General features: G+C 39.6%; 16 protein-coding genes and 1 tRNA gene. 14 read left to right on the top strand and 3 right to left on the bottom strand.

Translation table 11 applies throughout. From position 1 onward, the window contains the following. Positions 1–112: 112 nt before the first annotated feature. On the top strand, positions 113–1,564 hold the full coding sequence (locus ACTJJG_RS10150) for a C13 family peptidase (protein WP_005071224.1): 1,452 nt from the start codon (positions 113–115) through the stop codon (positions 1,562–1,564). Continuing rightward, positions 1,533–2,378, top strand: coding sequence for an S-formylglutathione hydrolase (gene fghA / locus ACTJJG_RS10145; protein WP_017481241.1), 846 nt, complete (start codon positions 1,533–1,535; stop codon positions 2,376–2,378). Before ACTJJG_RS10150 ends, fghA begins: the two co-directional genes overlap by 32 nt. A gap of 5 nt (positions 2,379–2,383) precedes the next feature. On the opposite strand, the gene ACTJJG_RS10140 is transcribed toward fghA, so the two are convergent. Beyond that, positions 2,384–2,656, bottom strand: coding sequence for a DUF2218 domain-containing protein (locus tag ACTJJG_RS10140; RefSeq protein ID WP_017481242.1), 273 nt, complete (start codon positions 2,654–2,656; stop codon positions 2,384–2,386). Between the two features lie 184 nt (positions 2,657–2,840). Between ACTJJG_RS10140 and rpe the strand changes: the two genes are divergently transcribed. The 11 genes from rpe (at position 2,841) to ACTJJG_RS10085 (ending at position 12,690) form a co-directional block, all read left to right on the top strand. Next, positions 2,841–3,527 carry a ribulose-phosphate 3-epimerase gene (rpe, locus tag ACTJJG_RS10135; RefSeq protein ID WP_032063530.1) on the top strand — a complete coding sequence of 229 codons (687 nt, stop codon included), beginning with the start codon at positions 2,841–2,843 and terminating at the stop codon, positions 3,525–3,527. Between the two features lie 356 nt (positions 3,528–3,883). Continuing rightward, entirely contained in the window at positions 3,884–4,705 is an 822-nt protein-coding gene (locus ACTJJG_RS10130) for a Cof-type HAD-IIB family hydrolase (RefSeq protein WP_069120144.1), read from the top strand. Between the two features lie 103 nt (positions 4,706–4,808). Then, positions 4,809–5,204, top strand: a complete 396-nt coding sequence (locus ACTJJG_RS10125; protein ID WP_002115904.1) for a hypothetical protein — start codon at positions 4,809–4,811, stop codon at positions 5,202–5,204. A 41-nt stretch (positions 5,205–5,245) separates the two neighbouring features. Continuing rightward, the gene (locus tag ACTJJG_RS10120) at positions 5,246–7,183 is read left to right on the top strand and encodes a copper resistance system multicopper oxidase (protein ID WP_069120141.1); all 1,938 of its coding nucleotides are present in this window, start codon (positions 5,246–5,248) and stop codon (positions 7,181–7,183) included. Next, a complete protein-coding gene (locus ACTJJG_RS10115; protein ID WP_069120139.1) occupies positions 7,170–7,922 on the top strand; it encodes a copper resistance protein B in 753 nt (250 codons plus the stop codon). Before ACTJJG_RS10120 ends, ACTJJG_RS10115 begins: the two co-directional genes overlap by 14 nt. 28 nt (positions 7,923–7,950) lie before the next feature. Next, positions 7,951–8,946, top strand: coding sequence for a cation transporter (locus tag ACTJJG_RS10110; protein ID WP_017481249.1), 996 nt, complete (start codon positions 7,951–7,953; stop codon positions 8,944–8,946). A gap of 149 nt (positions 8,947–9,095) precedes the next feature. Continuing rightward, positions 9,096–9,416 (top strand): DMT family transporter, encoded by a 321-nt coding sequence (locus ACTJJG_RS10105; protein WP_032056956.1) that lies wholly within the window; start codon positions 9,096–9,098, stop codon positions 9,414–9,416. A 12-nt stretch (positions 9,417–9,428) separates the two neighbouring features. Next, positions 9,429–9,908 carry a methylated-DNA--[protein]-cysteine S-methyltransferase gene (locus ACTJJG_RS10100; protein ID WP_032056955.1) on the top strand — a complete coding sequence of 160 codons (480 nt, stop codon included), beginning with the start codon at positions 9,429–9,431 and terminating at the stop codon, positions 9,906–9,908. 133 nt (positions 9,909–10,041) lie between these two features. Further along, a complete protein-coding gene (gene argJ, locus ACTJJG_RS10095; RefSeq protein ID WP_032056954.1) occupies positions 10,042–11,262 on the top strand; it encodes a bifunctional glutamate N-acetyltransferase/amino-acid acetyltransferase ArgJ in 1,221 nt (406 codons plus the stop codon). Positions 11,263–11,406: 144 nt separating this feature from the next. Further along, positions 11,407–12,471, top strand: coding sequence for a quinolinate synthase NadA (gene nadA, locus ACTJJG_RS10090; protein ID WP_002115913.1), 1,065 nt, complete (start codon positions 11,407–11,409; stop codon positions 12,469–12,471). A 142-nt stretch (positions 12,472–12,613) separates the two neighbouring features. Further along, positions 12,614–12,690 (top strand) — tRNA-Pro (locus tag ACTJJG_RS10085). 158 nt (positions 12,691–12,848) lie between these two features. On the opposite strand, the gene add is transcribed toward ACTJJG_RS10085, so the two are convergent. Next, entirely contained in the window at positions 12,849–13,844 is a 996-nt protein-coding gene (add, locus tag ACTJJG_RS10080) for an adenosine deaminase (RefSeq protein WP_032056953.1), read from the bottom strand. 402 nt (positions 13,845–14,246) lie between these two features. On the opposite strand from add, the gene ACTJJG_RS10075 reads away from it, so the two are divergent. Beyond that, positions 14,247–15,422 carry a zinc-binding dehydrogenase gene (locus tag ACTJJG_RS10075; RefSeq protein WP_372552763.1) on the top strand — a complete coding sequence of 392 codons (1,176 nt, stop codon included), beginning with the start codon at positions 14,247–14,249 and terminating at the stop codon, positions 15,420–15,422. An 88-nt stretch (positions 15,423–15,510) separates the two neighbouring features. On the opposite strand, the gene ACTJJG_RS10070 is transcribed toward ACTJJG_RS10075, so the two are convergent. After that, on the bottom strand, positions 15,511–16,458 hold the full coding sequence (locus ACTJJG_RS10070; protein WP_045126542.1) for a LysR substrate-binding domain-containing protein: 948 nt from the start codon (positions 16,456–16,458) through the stop codon (positions 15,511–15,513). Between the last annotated feature and the right edge of the window lie 227 nt (positions 16,459–16,685).

The raw sequence follows: 16,685 nt of genomic DNA, 5'->3' as shown, positions 1-16,685 counted from the left end.
GCTTGAATAATGCACAAATATATGTGATATAGTTCAAAAGCATGATTGCTAAAATTCTTAGCAGGCATACACTTAAGATGCCTGTCAAAAACGAAATTTTTGAAAACCTTTTATGATTGATCTTAAACCCTCCATTAACTTTTGGCATGATTTTAAAAGCAACCAAATTGCCGGAATGTGGCTGTTTTTGGGGTCAAGACGTTCTTTACAGATTGTACATCCATCTATTCTTCAGCTTATTGTTTGGGGAATTTTAGGAGGATGTACCAACTCTCTTTATAGCTGGCTTGTAGCTGGTCAAATCGGTGATTTTAATTCACAAGGTTTAATTGGTTATGCGCTTTGGCCATTCATTGCTTTAATTGTTGGTATTTTCTTATCTCAGCGAACCAACCAACCTCGCTTAATGCTAGTTCCTGCTTTACTTTGGCTGGTTCTAGATACAAATATCTTATTAATTCAATGTTTAATCCAGTATTTGGGGTCTAACGGTTATCTCAACTTTATTCCCGATGCTATTTATAACGGAATTTTACCGAGTTTATTTGTAGCTTTATTCGTGTGGCAAAGTTTAGCCGTAATTTGGGTTTTCTCGCGTGAGCTTAAGTGGCCATGGTGGGAACGTGCACTGGTTATGGTTGCGACTATTGCAACGATGGTGGTTTGGCAACTTTCTGTAAAAGATCAACCGATTTGGAAGGTGGAAGATTCGGCGCCAACGTTTGCTGAAGATGCTTTTTATGCGCAAAGTAAACTTTTAAATGATTCTCTAGAGCAAGTTCAATATGGTGAGCTCGCCAAAAGCCATTGGTATTTTCTAGGTGTTGCTGGCGATAGTTATCAAGATGTTTTTAAATCGGAAGTGGTCCGTATTAAAGAACAGTTTGATACACGTTTCGGAACGATTGGTCGTTCGATGATGTTAGTCAATAATCCAGACACCCGCACAGAAATTCCAATTGCCTCTAAAACCAGTATTGAACTGGCGCTACGCCGTATGGGCCAGCAAATGAACCGTGATAGTGATGTCTTATTTCTATATATGACTTCACACGGTGAACAAAATCACTTCGAAATTGAAAATGCGCCATTAGATTTAGGGCAAGTGGACCCGAAATGGTTACGTGAAACACTGGACAAATCCGGTATTCGCTGGCGTGTAATTGTAATCTCAGCCTGTTATTCAGGAAGCTTTATTCCTGCTTTACAGTCTCCTGATACCTTAATTATTACTGCATCGGCTGCTGATAAAACTTCTTTTGGGTGTAATAACGAAGCTGACTATACCTATTTTGGTCGAGCTTTCTTTGATTTGGCTATGCGAGAGCAATCGTCGATGAAAGATTCGTTTAACACAGCTAAGCAAACAGTAACCAAATGGGAAGTGGCTCAAGGTGTTGAACCTTCAGAACCTCAGTGGATGATCGGTAAAAATATGGAACTTATGCTACCTCAATTGGAAAAGTATCTATTTCCTCAACAAAATACGGGTAGTGTAGATATTGCTCAAACAAAAACAGAGGCTAAAAACGATGCAACTCCTGCAAAAAAACCGCTGCTTTGAGGGTGAGCAGCGCATATATCAATTTGAATCTTCTTATTTAAAAGGGCCTGCTAAGTTTGGTGTTTATTTACCACCGGCAGCTTTAGAGGGTAAAGCTTGCTCAACTTTGTTTTACTTAGCTGGGTTAACGTGTACTGAAGAAACTTTTGCCATTAAAGCCCATGCTCAGCATATGGCAGCACAACTGAGCCTCATACTGATTACCCCAGACACTTCTCCACGTGGTGAACAGGTTACGGCAGGGGATCATTGGGATATAGGTCAAGGTGCGGGCTTTTATATTAATGCTACAGAAGCACCTTGGTCTGAGCATTATCAAATGGAAAGTTATTTAATTGATGAGCTACATCCACTCATTTTAAAAAGCTTTCCTGTAAACGATCAACAAGTTGGTATCTTTGGGCACTCAATGGGTGGCCACGGCGCATTGACTTTGGCTTTTAAATATCCTGAGAAATTTAAGTCGGTATCTGCTTTTGCTCCGATCTGTGCACCAACAGAGTGTGCATGGGGAAACAAAGCGTTTAGCCATTATTTAGGTGCAGATCGCAATAGCTGGTTAGCTCATGATGCTACAGCTTTAGTCTCAAAGAATGGTGCAATATTTAGCGAAATTTTGGTGGATCAGGGATTGGATGACCAATTTTATGAACAACTTCACCCTGAAAAATTTAAGCAAGCATGTTTAAAAGCAGGACAGCCTTTAACTTTAAGACAACATGCTGGCTATGACCATGGTTATTATTTCATTCAAACCTTTATGGATGAGCACTTACAGTTTCATGCAATCCAGTTAGAAAAAGTATTTGGCTAATTAGTTTAGTGTTGCCATTCAACTTGAAATTCTTGTTGAGCCATACGGTTTAGATGATCAAGAACAACTTTTTCTAAGTGGTTGTGGTCATCTAACTGACTATCAATAGCAACGTTTAACTGCTCTGTTGCTGGTGCAAGCGTAATTGTTGCTGTAGGCATTAAGATTTTAAAATCCTGTTCAGTTTCTTGTACTTCAAATTTGTGTTTCCAATGATTAACTAGACGTTTTGCAATGCGTTTTCCATCGTTTGTTAATAGATGAGTTGTGCTTTTCATTATCAATCCTCACATTGGTTTAATGTACCTTAACAAATTCGTTTCGCCGTTAGCATTCTATTGTTGCAACGTTACGTTGCAAGTTTGAAATGTTGTCATTTAAGCAAGGAAGGGCGGGCCAATTAGGTTCTTTTTTGTTATAATTTTTAGTCTCTCCTTAAACTTCTAGCCAGGTCATCCACCTATGTCCAAGCCTTATTTGATTGCTCCTTCTATTTTATCTGCCGATTTTGCTCGTTTAGGCGAAGATGTAGACAAAGTGTTAGCCGCAGGTGCAGATGTAGTGCATTTTGACGTTATGGATAACCACTATGTTCCAAATTTAACTTTTGGTGCAGGTGTATGTAAGGCTTTAAAAAACTATGGGATTACAGCTCCTGTTGATGTGCATCTAATGGTATCTCCAGTTGATCGTATTATTGGTGATTTCCTAGAAGCAGGTGCAGATATTATTACGTTCCACCCAGAAGCATCTCACCACATTGACCGTTCATTACAGCTTATTAAATCTGGTGGTGCTAAAGCAGGTTTAGTTTTTAACCCAGCAACGCCATTGCATTATCTAGATTATGTACTTGATAAAGTTGATCAAATTTTATTAATGAGTGTAAACCCTGGTTTTGGTGGACAAAAGTTCATTCCAATGACTTTAGACAAATTACGTGAAGCGCGCAAAATTATCGATGCAAGTGGCCGTGATATCCGTTTAGAAGTTGATGGTGGTGTTGGCCCTGCAAATATCCGTGAAATTGCAGAAGCTGGTGCAGATATGTTTGTTGCCGGTTCAGCAATTTTTGGTCAACCCGATTATAAAGTTGTGATTGACCAAATGCGTGCAGAGCTTGCGAAAGTAGGCAGTGTTGATGCTTAAAAAGATAGAGTTAATCTAAAATAAACTTGTGGATAACTTTGTTTATAACTGTATGGATAACTGTGTTGATAACCGTATGGATAAAATGTTGGTAAAATAAACAAAATTAGATCAACCGTTTATTCTATAGACAAAAACTATGAAAAAAGAACGTTTTGGCGTTCTTTTTTTATGCGTGTTGAATAATTTATTAGCTGGTTTTTTATTAAGCTTTGCTAAAAAATAACCTGTGCAAAAAACGATGTAGCTCTGTGTAAAACTTTTTGTGCATAGATACGTATAAAACTGTAAAAGTGTCATGAAAAATAAAGCTAAATTTGGTTTAATAAGTTTTTAGTAAGAGACCTTGATCATTAATGACAGTAAAAATTTTAGCAGTAGATATGGATGGGACTTTTCTTAATTCCAAAAAGCAGTACAACAAAGCACGTTTTTTAAAACAATACGAACAACTAAAACAAAATAATATTCATTTTGTGGTAGCCAGTGGTAATCAACTTGCAAAACTTGTTACCTATTTTCCAGAAATTAGTCATGAAATTGCTTTTATTGCAGAAAATGGCGCGCATGTTGTAGATGCAGGGCAAGAATTAGCTTTTGCTCATTTAAGTCAGCAACAATATATTGAGATTCTAAAAGCGATTGATCCTTCATATACCTCAACCATGGTGATCTGCGGGAAACAGAGTGCTTATGTGCATAGCAGCATGAACGCAGAGGACTATGCCAAGGTTGCCCGATATTTTGAAAAACTGACAGTTGTAGATGACTTTTATGCACTAGATGACTTAGTGTGCAAAATTACTTTTACCGCTCAGGAAAACGAAAGCTTTGCGATTTTTGAGCATTTTCAGAAGCAAAGTTTTGTAGCAGATAAAGTTTTGGTACCTGTTTCAAGTGGTTTTAATTTTATCGATTTGATTCTTCCCGACCAGCATAAAGCACACGGTTTGAACTTATTACTACAAAAATGGCAGGTTGAACCTAATCAAGTGGTTGCGATTGGTGATAACAACAATGATATGCAGATGATTAAAGCTGTGGGCTATGGGTTTGCAGTTGAAAATGCAGTAGAAGCATTAAAAGCGGTGGCGCCTTATACCACTGTAAGTAATGAACAAGAAGGTGCATTAGAGGTGATTGATTTAGTACTTCAGCATCAACCCCCATTTGCTTAATTGCTCTATAACAAGCAGTTAAGATAGAAAATTGTATCTCTTTTAAAACTTCGTTATGCTAATGGCATTAAGATCACTCATCGGCTCTAGGCGATAAATCACAATGGCTCTACAACACTTACGCAAGTATGCTTGGTTTGTGTTCCTAATGGCTTTCGTCATTGGGTGGAGTGGTGTGTCTATTGCACAGACGCCTATGCAACATGATCTTCATACTATGCCGTGTCATAGTGAAAAATCTTCGCATAACAATATGCATACTCAAGCAAATGATCAGACCGTATGTCATCAAAAGATGACTCAGTCTCTTCATTCGCATGGTGAGCATTGTCAGGACTGTAACCCAGTCCATTGCCAAATGGTAAATTTGGCTCTGCAGCAAGCTGTACCTGACGTTGAATCTCCACTTATTCCTATTTCATATCAATTTAGCAGTATTTATCAGGCGCAGCATCTAGCCGGATACTGGCAAGAAATCTTACGTCCACCAAAAGCTTGATCCTTATTTACTTATTTTTTTAATTAAAAAGGATCACAGCAATGTCTCATAAAACAATTAGCAGCTTAGTCGCTGTATTTGGACTATTGGTTTCACCATGGTCACTCGCAGCAATTAAGGAATATCACCTTAATATTAATGAACAACAGGTCAATGTTACGGGCAAACCCCTTAAACGAATTACCGTAAATGGCAAGTTTACAGCCCCACTCCTTGAGTTTGAGGAGGGGGATGAAGCAGTTATTCATGTTCATAATCAGCTAAAGAACCAAGATACATCTTTACACTGGCATGGCTTATTACTGCCAGGGTTAATGGATGGCGTACCGGGTTTCAATGGTTTTAAAGGAATTGCGCCAAATGGAGATTTTGTTTACCGCTTTAAGGTGAAACAAAACGGCACCTATTGGTATCACGCGCATAGTAAAGGCCAAGAGCAAGATGGTTTATATGGCCCACTTGTGATTTACCCAAAAGGGAAAATACCCGTAGCTGCTCATGAGAAAACTGATCGTGATTACGTGGTAATGCTTTCAGATTTTCATAATTCTTCTAGCGATAGCATTATGAAGAATTTGAAGAAATCTGCTGAGTATTATCAAAATCGCCGTGAAACCGTATCTGATGTTTTGAAGCAAGTTAAAACACAAGGTTTAAAAGCAACTTGGCAAGATCGTTCGATGTGGAATCAGATGCGCATGTTAAAAACCGATATGTCTGATGTGACGGGTTATACCTTCTTAGTTAATGGCAAGACACCACAGCAAAACTGGACAGCTAACTTTAAAGCTGGTGATAAGGTTCGATTACGATTTATTAATGCATCAGCGATGTCATTTTTTGATGTCAGAATTCCAAATTTGAAAATGACTGTTGTGAGTGCGGATGGACAGCCAGTTAAGCCTGTTGCAATTGACGAGTTTCGTATTGGTACAGCCGAAACCTACGATGTCATTGTAGAGCCTACGCAATCAAATTATCAGATTGAAGCAGAGTCTATTGACCGCAGTGGTTTTGCCATTGGGACTTTACACAATGAAAATGCGCAGGCTGTAGGACCAATTCAAATACCAACCTCACGTCCACGTGCTTTGTTAACCATGGAAGATATGGGCATGAGTCATGGCAATGGGGCAAGTAATGAACATGCTGGCCATCAAATGAACATGCAACATGACATGTCGGCTATGCCTGAAATGAAAAAAGAAGCGAACCATGCTAATCATGATTCTACAATGATGAATATGGATCATGACATGAAAAGTATGTCATCTGAAAAACATGATCATTCCATGATGCAAATGAAGCATGACATGTCAGCGATGCCTGAGATGAAGCATGATATGCAGGCAATGTCAGCTAGCGAGCATGACCACGCTATGATGAATATGAATCATGAGATGCCTGCTCAATCTGAGAATAAGCCTAAAAAAGATGAGCCAGTTTATGGTTGGGCAAATGCTTCAACGCCAGCGGGTATGAAGGCACTGCAATATAGCGATTTGCAGTCTTTAACACCTCAGCCAGACACGCGTGCACCAGAACGTGAATTAGTTATTCGTTTAGGTGGCAACATGGAGCGTTATATCTGGACCATTAATGGCAAAAAATTTAGCGAAGCTGAGCCATTACAAGTTAAGTATGGCGAACGTATTCGCTTGAAGTTTGTGAATGACAGCATGATGGCCCACCCAATGCATTTACATGGCATGTTTATGCAATTAGAAAATGGTCAGCAAGCTGAAAACTTACCAAATAAACATACCCTTATTGTTCCACCAGGAAAAACCGTTACTGCGTTATTGACAGCCGATGCCTTAGGCGAATGGGCGATTCATTGCCATCTGCTTTATCACATGAGTGCTGGAATGATGAATAAGTTGATTGTTGCTCAAGTGAATGATGGACAACAACCTGCTCAAGCTCAACCATCTGTTCAATCTGAAAATGAGAAAGGAGCTAGTCATGCGCATCACTAAGTTATTTTCTCAAATGTTATATTGCGGTGCTTTCTCGAGCATATCAGTATTTACTTTTGCTCAAGAGCCTTTAACTCATGATCATTTACGTGAACATGGCGGGCAGGTTTATCAAGCAACAAAAATTGATACTGGCTGGACTCAAAATGAAGGAGAAGGTAGTTTTTCTTCTGAATTAGAAACTTGGGTGGGAACGGATGAAAATAAATTGTTCATTAAAGCCCACGTTGAAAAAGCAGAGTCAGAAGATGCCAATTATGGCGGTTCAGTACTTTATAGTCGAAATGTAGCTGACTATTGGGATGTACAGGCCGGTGTAAACTACGAACGTTCGCAAAGAGAAGATGAAAAGCAAGATCGCTGGGCCGGTGTAGTGGGTTTGCATGGCATGGCACCTTACTTTTTTGAAACCGATGCTTATCTTTATGTAGGTGAAGACCAGCTATGGAAGTTAAGTCTAGAAACAGAAAGGGACTTACTCTTTACCCAAAAGTTAATTGGTAAACCTTATTTAAAAGCAGATGTTGTTTTGCAAGATGAATCTCGCTATGCAAGTAAAACAGGTTTATCAAATTTACAAGCTGGTTTTCAAACCCGTTATGAAATCAACAAAAAGGTCATGCCATTTGTTGATGTTGGTTATGCCTATGAAAAAGGTTTAAAACAAACTGATTGGCAAACTGGAACCGACTCCGAACATGGTTGGTATTATGGAGCAGGGTTAACGCTAAAATTCTAATTTACGAACAAAAAGTAAGCTTAAACATATGCCATTGGTTTATACTAATGGCATTGTTTTTTGTGTCAGTTATGGTGCAAAGATGGCTTTAGAAAAACAAGAGAATCAAATACATTTAAGTAAAAATAGCTCTAACTGCGAATGCTCAAGCAGGTCGTCTCAGGAGAGTTTCACGCCTAGTGAACCTGTGGCTAAAAAGAGTCAATGGGTAAGTTATTACCATATTCCTCGCATGGATTGTGCAGCCGAAGAGCAAATGGTACGGATGGCTTTGGCTTCTTACAATGACGATATTCAAGAACTTTATTTTGACTTACCAGCGCGTCATTTGGCGATTTATCATAGTGTTCAGGCTGAAATGATTACTCAAAGTTTACAGCGTCTAGGATTAGGAGCAGAGTTACAACAAACGCAGCCACATTATGAACCAGTTGAAAAACCTAAAAAGGTTCGAGCTAGTTCTTCAACTAATGCAGCACAAAAGCAAGTTTTACAATGGTTGTTACTGATTAATGGTGTCATGTTTGTCATTGAGTTTATGGCCGGCATCATCGCTTCCTCTACAGGATTAATTGCCGATTCGCTCGATATGTTTGCCGATGCTGCAATTTATGGCATTGCTTTATTTGTGGTGGGTAAAAATCTAAATGCGCAATTAAGGGCTGCACATCTTTCGGGGTGGTTGCAGTTTGGCTTAGCCATGATTGTGTTAGTTGATGTACTGCGCCGTTTTATTTATGGCAGTGAACCCGTTTCAATTCTCATGATTTTAATTGGCGGATTAGCGCTTGCGGCCAATATTAGTTGCCTTTATTTAATGAGAGACCATAAGGAGAGCGGGGCACACATGAAGGCGAGTTATATCTTTTCTGCAAATGATGTCATCGTCAACTTGGGTGTCATTGTCGCGGGAATATTGGTTGCCATTACAGGTTCGCGTTATCCTGATTTAATGATTGGATTGATTATTGTTTTGTTTGTTTTAAATGGTGCACGAAAAATTTTACAGTTAAAAAATGAATAATATTTTCTGATAGAGGCAAGCCTGTGTCAGGGTTTGCCTTCATTTTTTATTTTAAAGTAAACTGAGTCCTCACATAAAGGAGGAACGACCTCCCCCATAATGGGACATCATGTCGGGACGACCTGACGCTATAAAAATTAGTGAATGTTATGGCTTGGGCTATTTTAATTTTAGCAGGTGTATTTGAAATCATTTGGGCATATTCTATGAAAATGTCCGAAGGTTTTACACGTTTAACCCCTAGTGTTATTACCGTAGTTTTTATGATTTTGAGTGTGGTTCTACTTTCAATATCAATGAAAACTTTACCGCTTGGCACTGCCTATACGGTTTGGACAGGAATTGGCGCAATTGGGTCATTTCTAGTCGGTATTTTCTTTCTTCATGAGCCTGTTGGCGCTATGCGAATGATTGCCGCTGTATTAATTGTGTCAGGTTTGGTTTTAATGAAAATTTCATCGCCGTCTTAAGAGAATAAAACTATGTTGCTGTCTTATAAGTATATCAATTCGCCTGTTGGGCAATTAAAGCTAGTTGCGAATGAAAATGCTTTGGTGGCAGTGCTCTGGGACAATGAAAATCCAAAACGTGTTCGACTGGCTGAGCTGGTCGAACAACTTGAACATCCAGTTTTATTAAAGACCGAACAACAATTAGTAGAATATTTTGAAGGTAAACGCCGTGAGTTCACCTTGCCGTTAGATTTCGAAGGGACCGCATTTCAAAAGCAGGTCTGGGCTGCTTTACTGACCATCCCTTATGGGGAAACAAGAAGTTATAAAGATATTGCACTTCAAATTGGCAATGAAAAAGCGGTGAGAGCAGTGGGCGCCGCAAATGGCAAAAACCCGATTTCCATTATTGCACCTTGTCACCGAGTCATTGGTGCGGGTGGAGCTTTAGTTGGTTTTGCTGGTGGGCTTGATAAGAAAGATATTTTATTAAAACTAGAGCAACAATGAGCCGTTTTTGCGCTCGATTTTTTTAGACTTTTCTACTAAGCTGTCCACTATGATATTTCATAAGGTCGGTGCTTTATTGCATCGCTTTTTTTGAAATATTGATCTTATTCAACAAACTTTGGATGTTCTAAAAATGGCTGTCGGTGACGTAACAATGCCACAAATGCATGTGGTAAAAGGTGTAAAAATTGGCTCAACAGAAGCATATGTACGTTACCAAAACCGACGAGATTTAGTCATTTTTGAGTTTGTAGAAGGCTCAAATGTTGCTGGTGTATTTACTCAAAATGCATTCTGTGCAGCACCTGTTCATGTCTCTAAAGCTCATCTTGCCGAAGGTAATCCCCGCTATTTAGTAATTAACACGGGTAATGCCAATGCAGGTACCGGACCTACAGGTTTGAAAAACGCTCAGGATACTTGTGCAAAGTTAGCGGAGCTTGCTGGTGTTAATAGTTTTGAAGTGCTTCCATTTTCTACAGGTGTGATTGGTGAGCAGCTTCCGATGGAGCGCTTACTTGCTGGTCTTCAGCCTGCATTAAATAGCGTACAAGATGCTGCTTGGAATGATGCTGCATCTGGCATTATGACCACAGACACCGTACCTAAAGGCGCATCTGAACAATTTGAACTTGATGGCATCACTTATACCATGACTGGTATTAGTAAAGGCGCTGGAATGATCCGCCCGAACATGGCAACCATGTTGAGCTTTGTGGCAACAGATGCACCTATTAGCCGTGATTTAGTACAAAAGCTATTAAAGACAACGGTTGAGCATTCATTTAACCGTATTACGATTGATGGTGATACTTCGACTAATGACTCTTGTATTTTTGTAGCAACAGGTCAGGCGGGTGGCGCTGAAATTAAATCGGACAGTGATGTACGCTACGCTAAAGTGTTAGAAATTCTTGCTCGTGTAATGAATCGTTTAGCACAGTTAATTGTTCGTGATGGTGAAGGTGCGACGAAATTTATTACTGTTGCTGTAGAAGGCGGCGCAAATACTCAAGAATGTTGTGACATTGCTTATAGCATTGCGCATTCACCACTTGTCAAAACTGCGCTTTTTGCATCCGACCCGAACTGGGGACGTATTTTAGCTGCGATTGGCTATGCAGGCGTTAAAGACCTAGACGTGTCTAAAATTCAAGTGTGGTTAGACGATGTACAAATCTGTAAAGACGGTGGCGCAGCTGAGGACTATACCGAAGAAGCGGGTGCGCGCGTTATGGCACAAACCGAAATTACCATTCGTGTTGATTTAGGACGTGGTCAGGCCAAAGACACGGTATATACCTGTGACTTATCTTACGACTATGTCAAAATTAATGCTGATTACCGTTCTTAAATATCAGTTATAATCAAGCCTCGACAAAGAGGCTTTTTTATTAGCCCCATCTTTTGATATTAAATGATTCAATCCGTAAATCATTTAAGCAGTAACGTTATATGCGAGCAGGTATGCCAGCATGAAGGATAGAGAAGACGTTTTATGAGTGATGCGACTTTAATTGCCAACGATGCAAAAAACATTGTACAAGCGCATTTAGACCGTTTAGGTGAGCCAAAAGACAATCGCTTAAGTGAAGAAGCAAAACAACAAAAGTTTGCACAGATCGAAGCAGAGCTCAAAAAACGTGATGCTGTCCTTGTTGCTCATTACTATTGCGACCCTGAAGTACAAGAACTTGCCGAAAAAACAGGTGGATGCGTTTCTGACTCTTTAGAAATGGCCCGTTTTGGGCGAGATCATGCTGCCTCAACACTGGTTGTTGCTGGGGTCAAATTTATGGGAGAAACAGCAAAAATCCTGTCTCCTGAAAAAACAATTTTAATGCCGACACTTGAAGCAACCTGTTCACTTGACTTGGGTTGTCCTGTTGATGAGTTCACAGCATTTTGTGATCAGCACCCTGACCATACCGTAGTTGTTTATGCCAACACATCGGCTGCTGTTAAAGCACGTGCCGATTGGGTTGTGACTTCGAGCTGTGCTGTTGAAATTGTTGAACATCTAGACAGCTTAGGCGAAAAAATTATTTGGGCGCCAGATCAGCACTTAGGTCGCTATATCCAAAAGAAAACTGGTGCAGATATGTTGCTTTGGGATGGGGCATGTATTGTGCATGAAGAATTCCGTGCACGTGGCATTGCCAACATGAAAGCACTGTACCCAGACGCTGCTGTATTGGTACATCCAGAATCGCCAGAATCGGTTGTAGAAATTGCAGATGCGGTAGGTAGTACTTCTCAACTCATTAAAGCTGCACAGACTTTACCAAACGAAAGACTCATTGTGGCAACTGACCGCGGTATTTTCTACAAAATGCAGCAAGCAGTACCCAATAAGATTTTAGTTGAAGCGCCAACAGCGGGTGAGGGGGCAACTTGTCGTTCATGTGCCCACTGTCCGTGGATGGCAATGAATGAACTCGACGGAATTTTAGAAGTTTTACAAAAAGGTGATCAGGAAATACACGTCGATCCAGCGCTTGCTGAACGTGCCAAAATGCCTTTAGATCGAATGTTAGCCTTTAGTGCATCGTTAAAACGTTAAAAAACCTCAAAATGCTTGTTAAATATACATTTGATAAGGATTTTTAACTTTTTTTGAGAATAGGTGTTGACGTCTGAGGGCGTCACGCCTAGAATGCACACCGTACCGCACGATGTGCGATACAGCAAAAGCTGAGATAGATCGGAGCATAGCACAGCCTGGTAGTGCACCTGGTTTGGGACCAGGGGGTCGTAGGTTCGAATCCTACTGCTCCGACCATATTTAAAAGCGTTCAAGCTTTATAAAATATCCCAAATATTAAAAATAATTTCTTCTTGTCTTATTGATAGAAGGAATTTTTTTGTTTTATATATCTAAATTTTAATTCAAACGCCTCCAATATTTGAATTCGTCTCCTTGCATACATATGTTCTCTGTTATTGATATTTCTGCCTTAACTCATCTTTTTCTTGATCTGATAAAAATGCAATTTTAAGACCATTTTCTTGAGCTGTATAAATTTGCTCAGGGCTTAAACCTGCTAATGGGGCGGCAGTTAAATATTCATGTTGTATTTCAATGCCTTCCACCGCTGGGTCATCTGTATTAATGGTAGCAAGTACGCCATGTTCTAAAAAAGTCTTTAATGGGTGTTCTGTTAAAGACGGTACTGTGTTGGTTTGAATATTTGAGGTGAGGCAAGATTCAATACCAATCTGGTGTTTTGCCAAATAATCTAAAAGTTTTAAATCTTGAACTGCTTTAACACCATGTCCAATTCGTTCAGCACCTAATTCTTCAATGGCTTGCCAAATACTTTCTGGACCGGCAGCTTCGCCTGCATGTACCGTAATGTGCCAACCTGCATTACGTGCTTTTTTGAAGTGGTCAATAAATAAATTGCCCGGAAAACCAAGCTCATCTCCAGCAAGATCCAGTGCTTTAATATCATTTTTATGGGCAAGTAGGGCATTTAATTCTTTTTCGCAAGCTTCTTGACCAAAAGTACGGCTCATAATGCCAATTAGGTTCGCTTTTACGCCGTACGCCTGACTACCTTCTTTTACTCCAGCAATCACAGCTTCCACAACGCCCTCAAGGGGGAGTTGATGTGTCATTCCCATGTAACCTGGTGAAAAACGTAGTTCTACATAGTCTAGGCCTTGCTGTGCTGCATCCTGCATGTTTTCAAAAGCAATACGTTTGCAGGCATCTAGGCTCGCTAATACTTTTACACCCCAATCGAGCTTCGATAAAAAACTTAATAAGTCTGGTTGGTTATCCATCACTTGTACGTGGGGTCGTAAAGATTCAATGTCGTAAGCAGGTAAATCTAAATTGTATTGTTGCCCCAAGTCTAAAATGGTTTGAATGCGGATGTTGCCATCAAGGTGGCGGTGTATATCTGTAAGCGGGAGCGTTTTTGTAATCATAGACTTCTTCTTATCTGTTGCTATTAATTCATCATGCCTGTTTAGAGCCACTGATAAAAGTTTGGATTTGCTATGTTTTTGTGAAAAGCGTTGAGTTGAGTTTTTTGAACTTACTATATTTGTATAAGTTTTAATTTTGATGACATTGTTCTGGCCTAAGAAGATAACGCAGTCTGTGTAAGATACAAGCACCAAGATTTTTATTGTTTTTAATTTCGCTGAGCCTGTTTTTTGTTGACTCTTCAATAGTGGATTGGCTGAAGAATGGTCATTGGTATTTTGCCTTTTAGTTGTAAAGATGAATAAAGGCTTGCTAAAGACCAAACTGATAAAGCGATTAATTTATCTGTAGAAATCTATTTCTGGCAAGTAAATGAAAAAGAAGAAATAGGAAGCGCTCAAATGAAGTCGGTACTTTGTCATCAAGCAACATTACAAGTCGTGGACCAACCGAACTTAACACCTGCAAAAGGGCAGGTTTTGTTAGAAGTGATTCGATGTGGGATTTGTGGTTCAGATTTACATATGCAGCACCACTGCGACCACATGCATGATTTGGCTGCACGTGTCGGATTTCATGGTTTAGCCAAGTCTACAGACCCATTTGTACTTGGACATGAATTTTGCGGCAAGGTTTTAGACTATGGTCCAAAAACACGTCATAAATTTAAAGCCGATACACTTGTTTGTGCAATGCCTCTTTTAAATGTAGATCAGCATGGTTATTTATCTACAGGGCTTTCTCCAAATGCTTCGGGTGGCTATGCCGAGCAAGTATTGGTTCAATCGAGCTTGATGTTTGAAGTACCCAACGGTCTAGATGCCGATAGTGCTGCCATGACTGAACCTATGGCGGTTGCATTGCATGCTGTTCGCCGTAGCCGTGTAAAAACAAGTGAACCTGCGATTGTGATTGGTTGTGGTCCTGTTGGGTTAGGTGTCATATTAATGCTTAAAGCGGCTGGTGTTAAAACTGTAGTTGCCAGTGACTTTTCTCCAAACCGTCGTAAGCTTGCCGAGCAATGTGGTGCGGATATTGTGGTAGACCCTAAAGAGACATCACCATTTGCCAACTGGAAAGAGTTTGGTTTGCTTGGCAATGTTTCTGATGCCATTAACATGGGCATGGGACTGTTTGATAAGTTGCAAGCGACACGCTTACCTTGGTGGCATGGATGGCGCATGATTGATAAATTGGGTGCTCTGCCAAAACGTCCTGTTATTTTTGAATGTGTGGGCGTACCGGGTGTTTTACAGCAGATTATTGAAGGGGCGCCTTTATTTTCCCGAATTGTTGGGGTGGGCGTCTGCATGCAAAGTGACAAAATCGAACCCGCACTTGCAATTAATAAAGAGTTAGAAATTCAGTTTGTGTTGGGCTATACACCGCTTGAGTTCCGAGATGCGCTACACATGATTGCAGAAGGTAAAGTGAACTGTTCACCGCTCATTACCGGTGTTGTTGGCTTAGAAGGTGTTACTAATGCATTTGAAGCATTACGTGATCCTGAACAGCATGCCAAAATTTTGATTGACCCTAAACGTAGCGGTTCAGATATTCAATTGATGAGTCATTAATTCAAAGTCATTTATGCTTAACTAAAAGATTGTGATTTGATTAATCACAATCTTTTTTTATGCGTATAGATCGCACAAAGTGGCTCAGCTAATTTGTATTGCTTTTTAGTTGTTCTAGTTCTTGGTAAATCCACTCAACAAATTTTTGAATAGTCGGTGATACATCTTGGCTTGAATGAATGAGATAGTATTTTCGGCTACCTTTTAGTTTCTTATTGGAAACAATCACCAGTTCTTTTTTTTGTAGTTCAGACTCAATCAACATTTGTGGAATTAAAGCCATTCCCATGTCATGACTGGCAGCAACCGCAAGCATTGAAAATAACTCATGGCGTTGTCCATCAAAAGGTTTAGGGTGCTGCATCTGATGGGTCAGAAACCACTCTTGCCAAATGCTAGGTCGAGTGGTTTGTTGCAGTAGAGGAATTTTTAGTAAATCCTCACAGCTTAAATCATAGGTATTTTCATTAATCATCACTGCATCTGGAAAATACTTTTCGATTAATCTTGGTGAGCATATAGGTACAATTTCCTCATCCATTAAATAATGTGCTTGTATGCCGGGCCAGTGGTCAATTTGCTGCTGCGTACCTGCAAAAATCGCAGCGTCAAAAATATTGTCATTAAATAAAAAAGGTTTAGTACTGGTTTCTAAGTGAACCGTAATTTCAGGGTATTTTTGATTTAAAAGATGAAGCTTGGGTAATAGCCAGCGCGTTGCAAAGGTAGGAACCACACCTAATTTTAGTGTGCCACCTAAACCCTTATGAGAAATCACATCGGCTGTACATTTCTCTAAACCTAATAAGTAGGGCTTAATACTTTTAAAATACTGCTGACCAGCAATGGTGAGTTCGACACCATGCCGAGTACGTATAAAGAGTTCAACGCCTAAGAAATCTTCTAATTGTTGAATTTGGCGAGAAACTGCACTTTGGGTAATACATAACTCTTGCGCAGCATAGGTATAACTTAGATGTTTTGCTGCACTTTCAAAGCAAATTAGACCCTGAATGGAAGGGATGCTTCTTCGCATAAATAAATCCTTTTATTTGTCGTCATATTTCAAAACAGCATATGATCTAAACGCAGATATCAAAGTTTAGTATAAAAATAAGCCATTTTTAATGAAATACAATGAATTAAATATCTAAATTTAATACGTCTTATTTTAAATATGCGTAAGTCGCATATCTGCATGAACATTTATCGTTTGATTACTGCATTTTTCACGCATAACATCGAGTTAAATAAAGAAGTTCA

Origin of the sequence: Acinetobacter sp. 22512 (genome assembly GCF_052044755.1) — a bacterium.
Classification (GTDB): domain Bacteria; phylum Pseudomonadota; class Gammaproteobacteria; order Pseudomonadales; family Moraxellaceae; genus Acinetobacter; species Acinetobacter pittii.
Note: the sequence above shows the minus strand (reverse complement) of the source record. Positions and strands in the feature narration are given on the sequence as shown.

Coding starts and splice junctions, on each gene's coding strand:
- ACTJJG_RS10125 (WP_002115904.1), top strand. CDS start 4,809: ATGGCTCTACAACACTTACGCAAGTATGCTTGGTTTGTGTTCCTAATG.
- ACTJJG_RS10130 (WP_069120144.1), top strand. CDS start 3,884: ATGACAGTAAAAATTTTAGCAGTAGATATGGATGGGACTTTTCTTAAT.
- ACTJJG_RS10105 (WP_032056956.1), top strand. CDS start 9,096: ATGGCTTGGGCTATTTTAATTTTAGCAGGTGTATTTGAAATCATTTGG.
- ACTJJG_RS10075 (WP_372552763.1), top strand. CDS start 14,247: ATGAAGTCGGTACTTTGTCATCAAGCAACATTACAAGTCGTGGACCAA.
- add (WP_032056953.1), bottom strand. CDS start 13,844: ATGATTACAAAAACGCTCCCGCTTACAGATATACACCGCCACCTTGAT.
- nadA (WP_002115913.1), top strand. CDS start 11,407: ATGAGTGATGCGACTTTAATTGCCAACGATGCAAAAAACATTGTACAA.
- ACTJJG_RS10070 (WP_045126542.1), bottom strand. CDS start 16,458: ATGCGAAGAAGCATCCCTTCCATTCAGGGTCTAATTTGCTTTGAAAGT.
- argJ (WP_032056954.1), top strand. CDS start 10,042: ATGGCTGTCGGTGACGTAACAATGCCACAAATGCATGTGGTAAAAGGT.
- ACTJJG_RS10140 (WP_017481242.1), bottom strand. CDS start 2,656: ATGAAAAGCACAACTCATCTATTAACAAACGATGGAAAACGCATTGCA.
- ACTJJG_RS10120 (WP_069120141.1), top strand. CDS start 5,246: ATGTCTCATAAAACAATTAGCAGCTTAGTCGCTGTATTTGGACTATTG.
- ACTJJG_RS10115 (WP_069120139.1), top strand. CDS start 7,170: ATGCGCATCACTAAGTTATTTTCTCAAATGTTATATTGCGGTGCTTTC.
- ACTJJG_RS10150 (WP_005071224.1), top strand. CDS start 113: ATGATTGATCTTAAACCCTCCATTAACTTTTGGCATGATTTTAAAAGC.
- rpe (WP_032063530.1), top strand. CDS start 2,841: ATGTCCAAGCCTTATTTGATTGCTCCTTCTATTTTATCTGCCGATTTT.
- ACTJJG_RS10110 (WP_017481249.1), top strand. CDS start 7,951: ATGCCATTGGTTTATACTAATGGCATTGTTTTTTGTGTCAGTTATGGT.
- ACTJJG_RS10100 (WP_032056955.1), top strand. CDS start 9,429: ATGTTGCTGTCTTATAAGTATATCAATTCGCCTGTTGGGCAATTAAAG.
- fghA (WP_017481241.1), top strand. CDS start 1,533: ATGCAACTCCTGCAAAAAAACCGCTGCTTTGAGGGTGAGCAGCGCATA.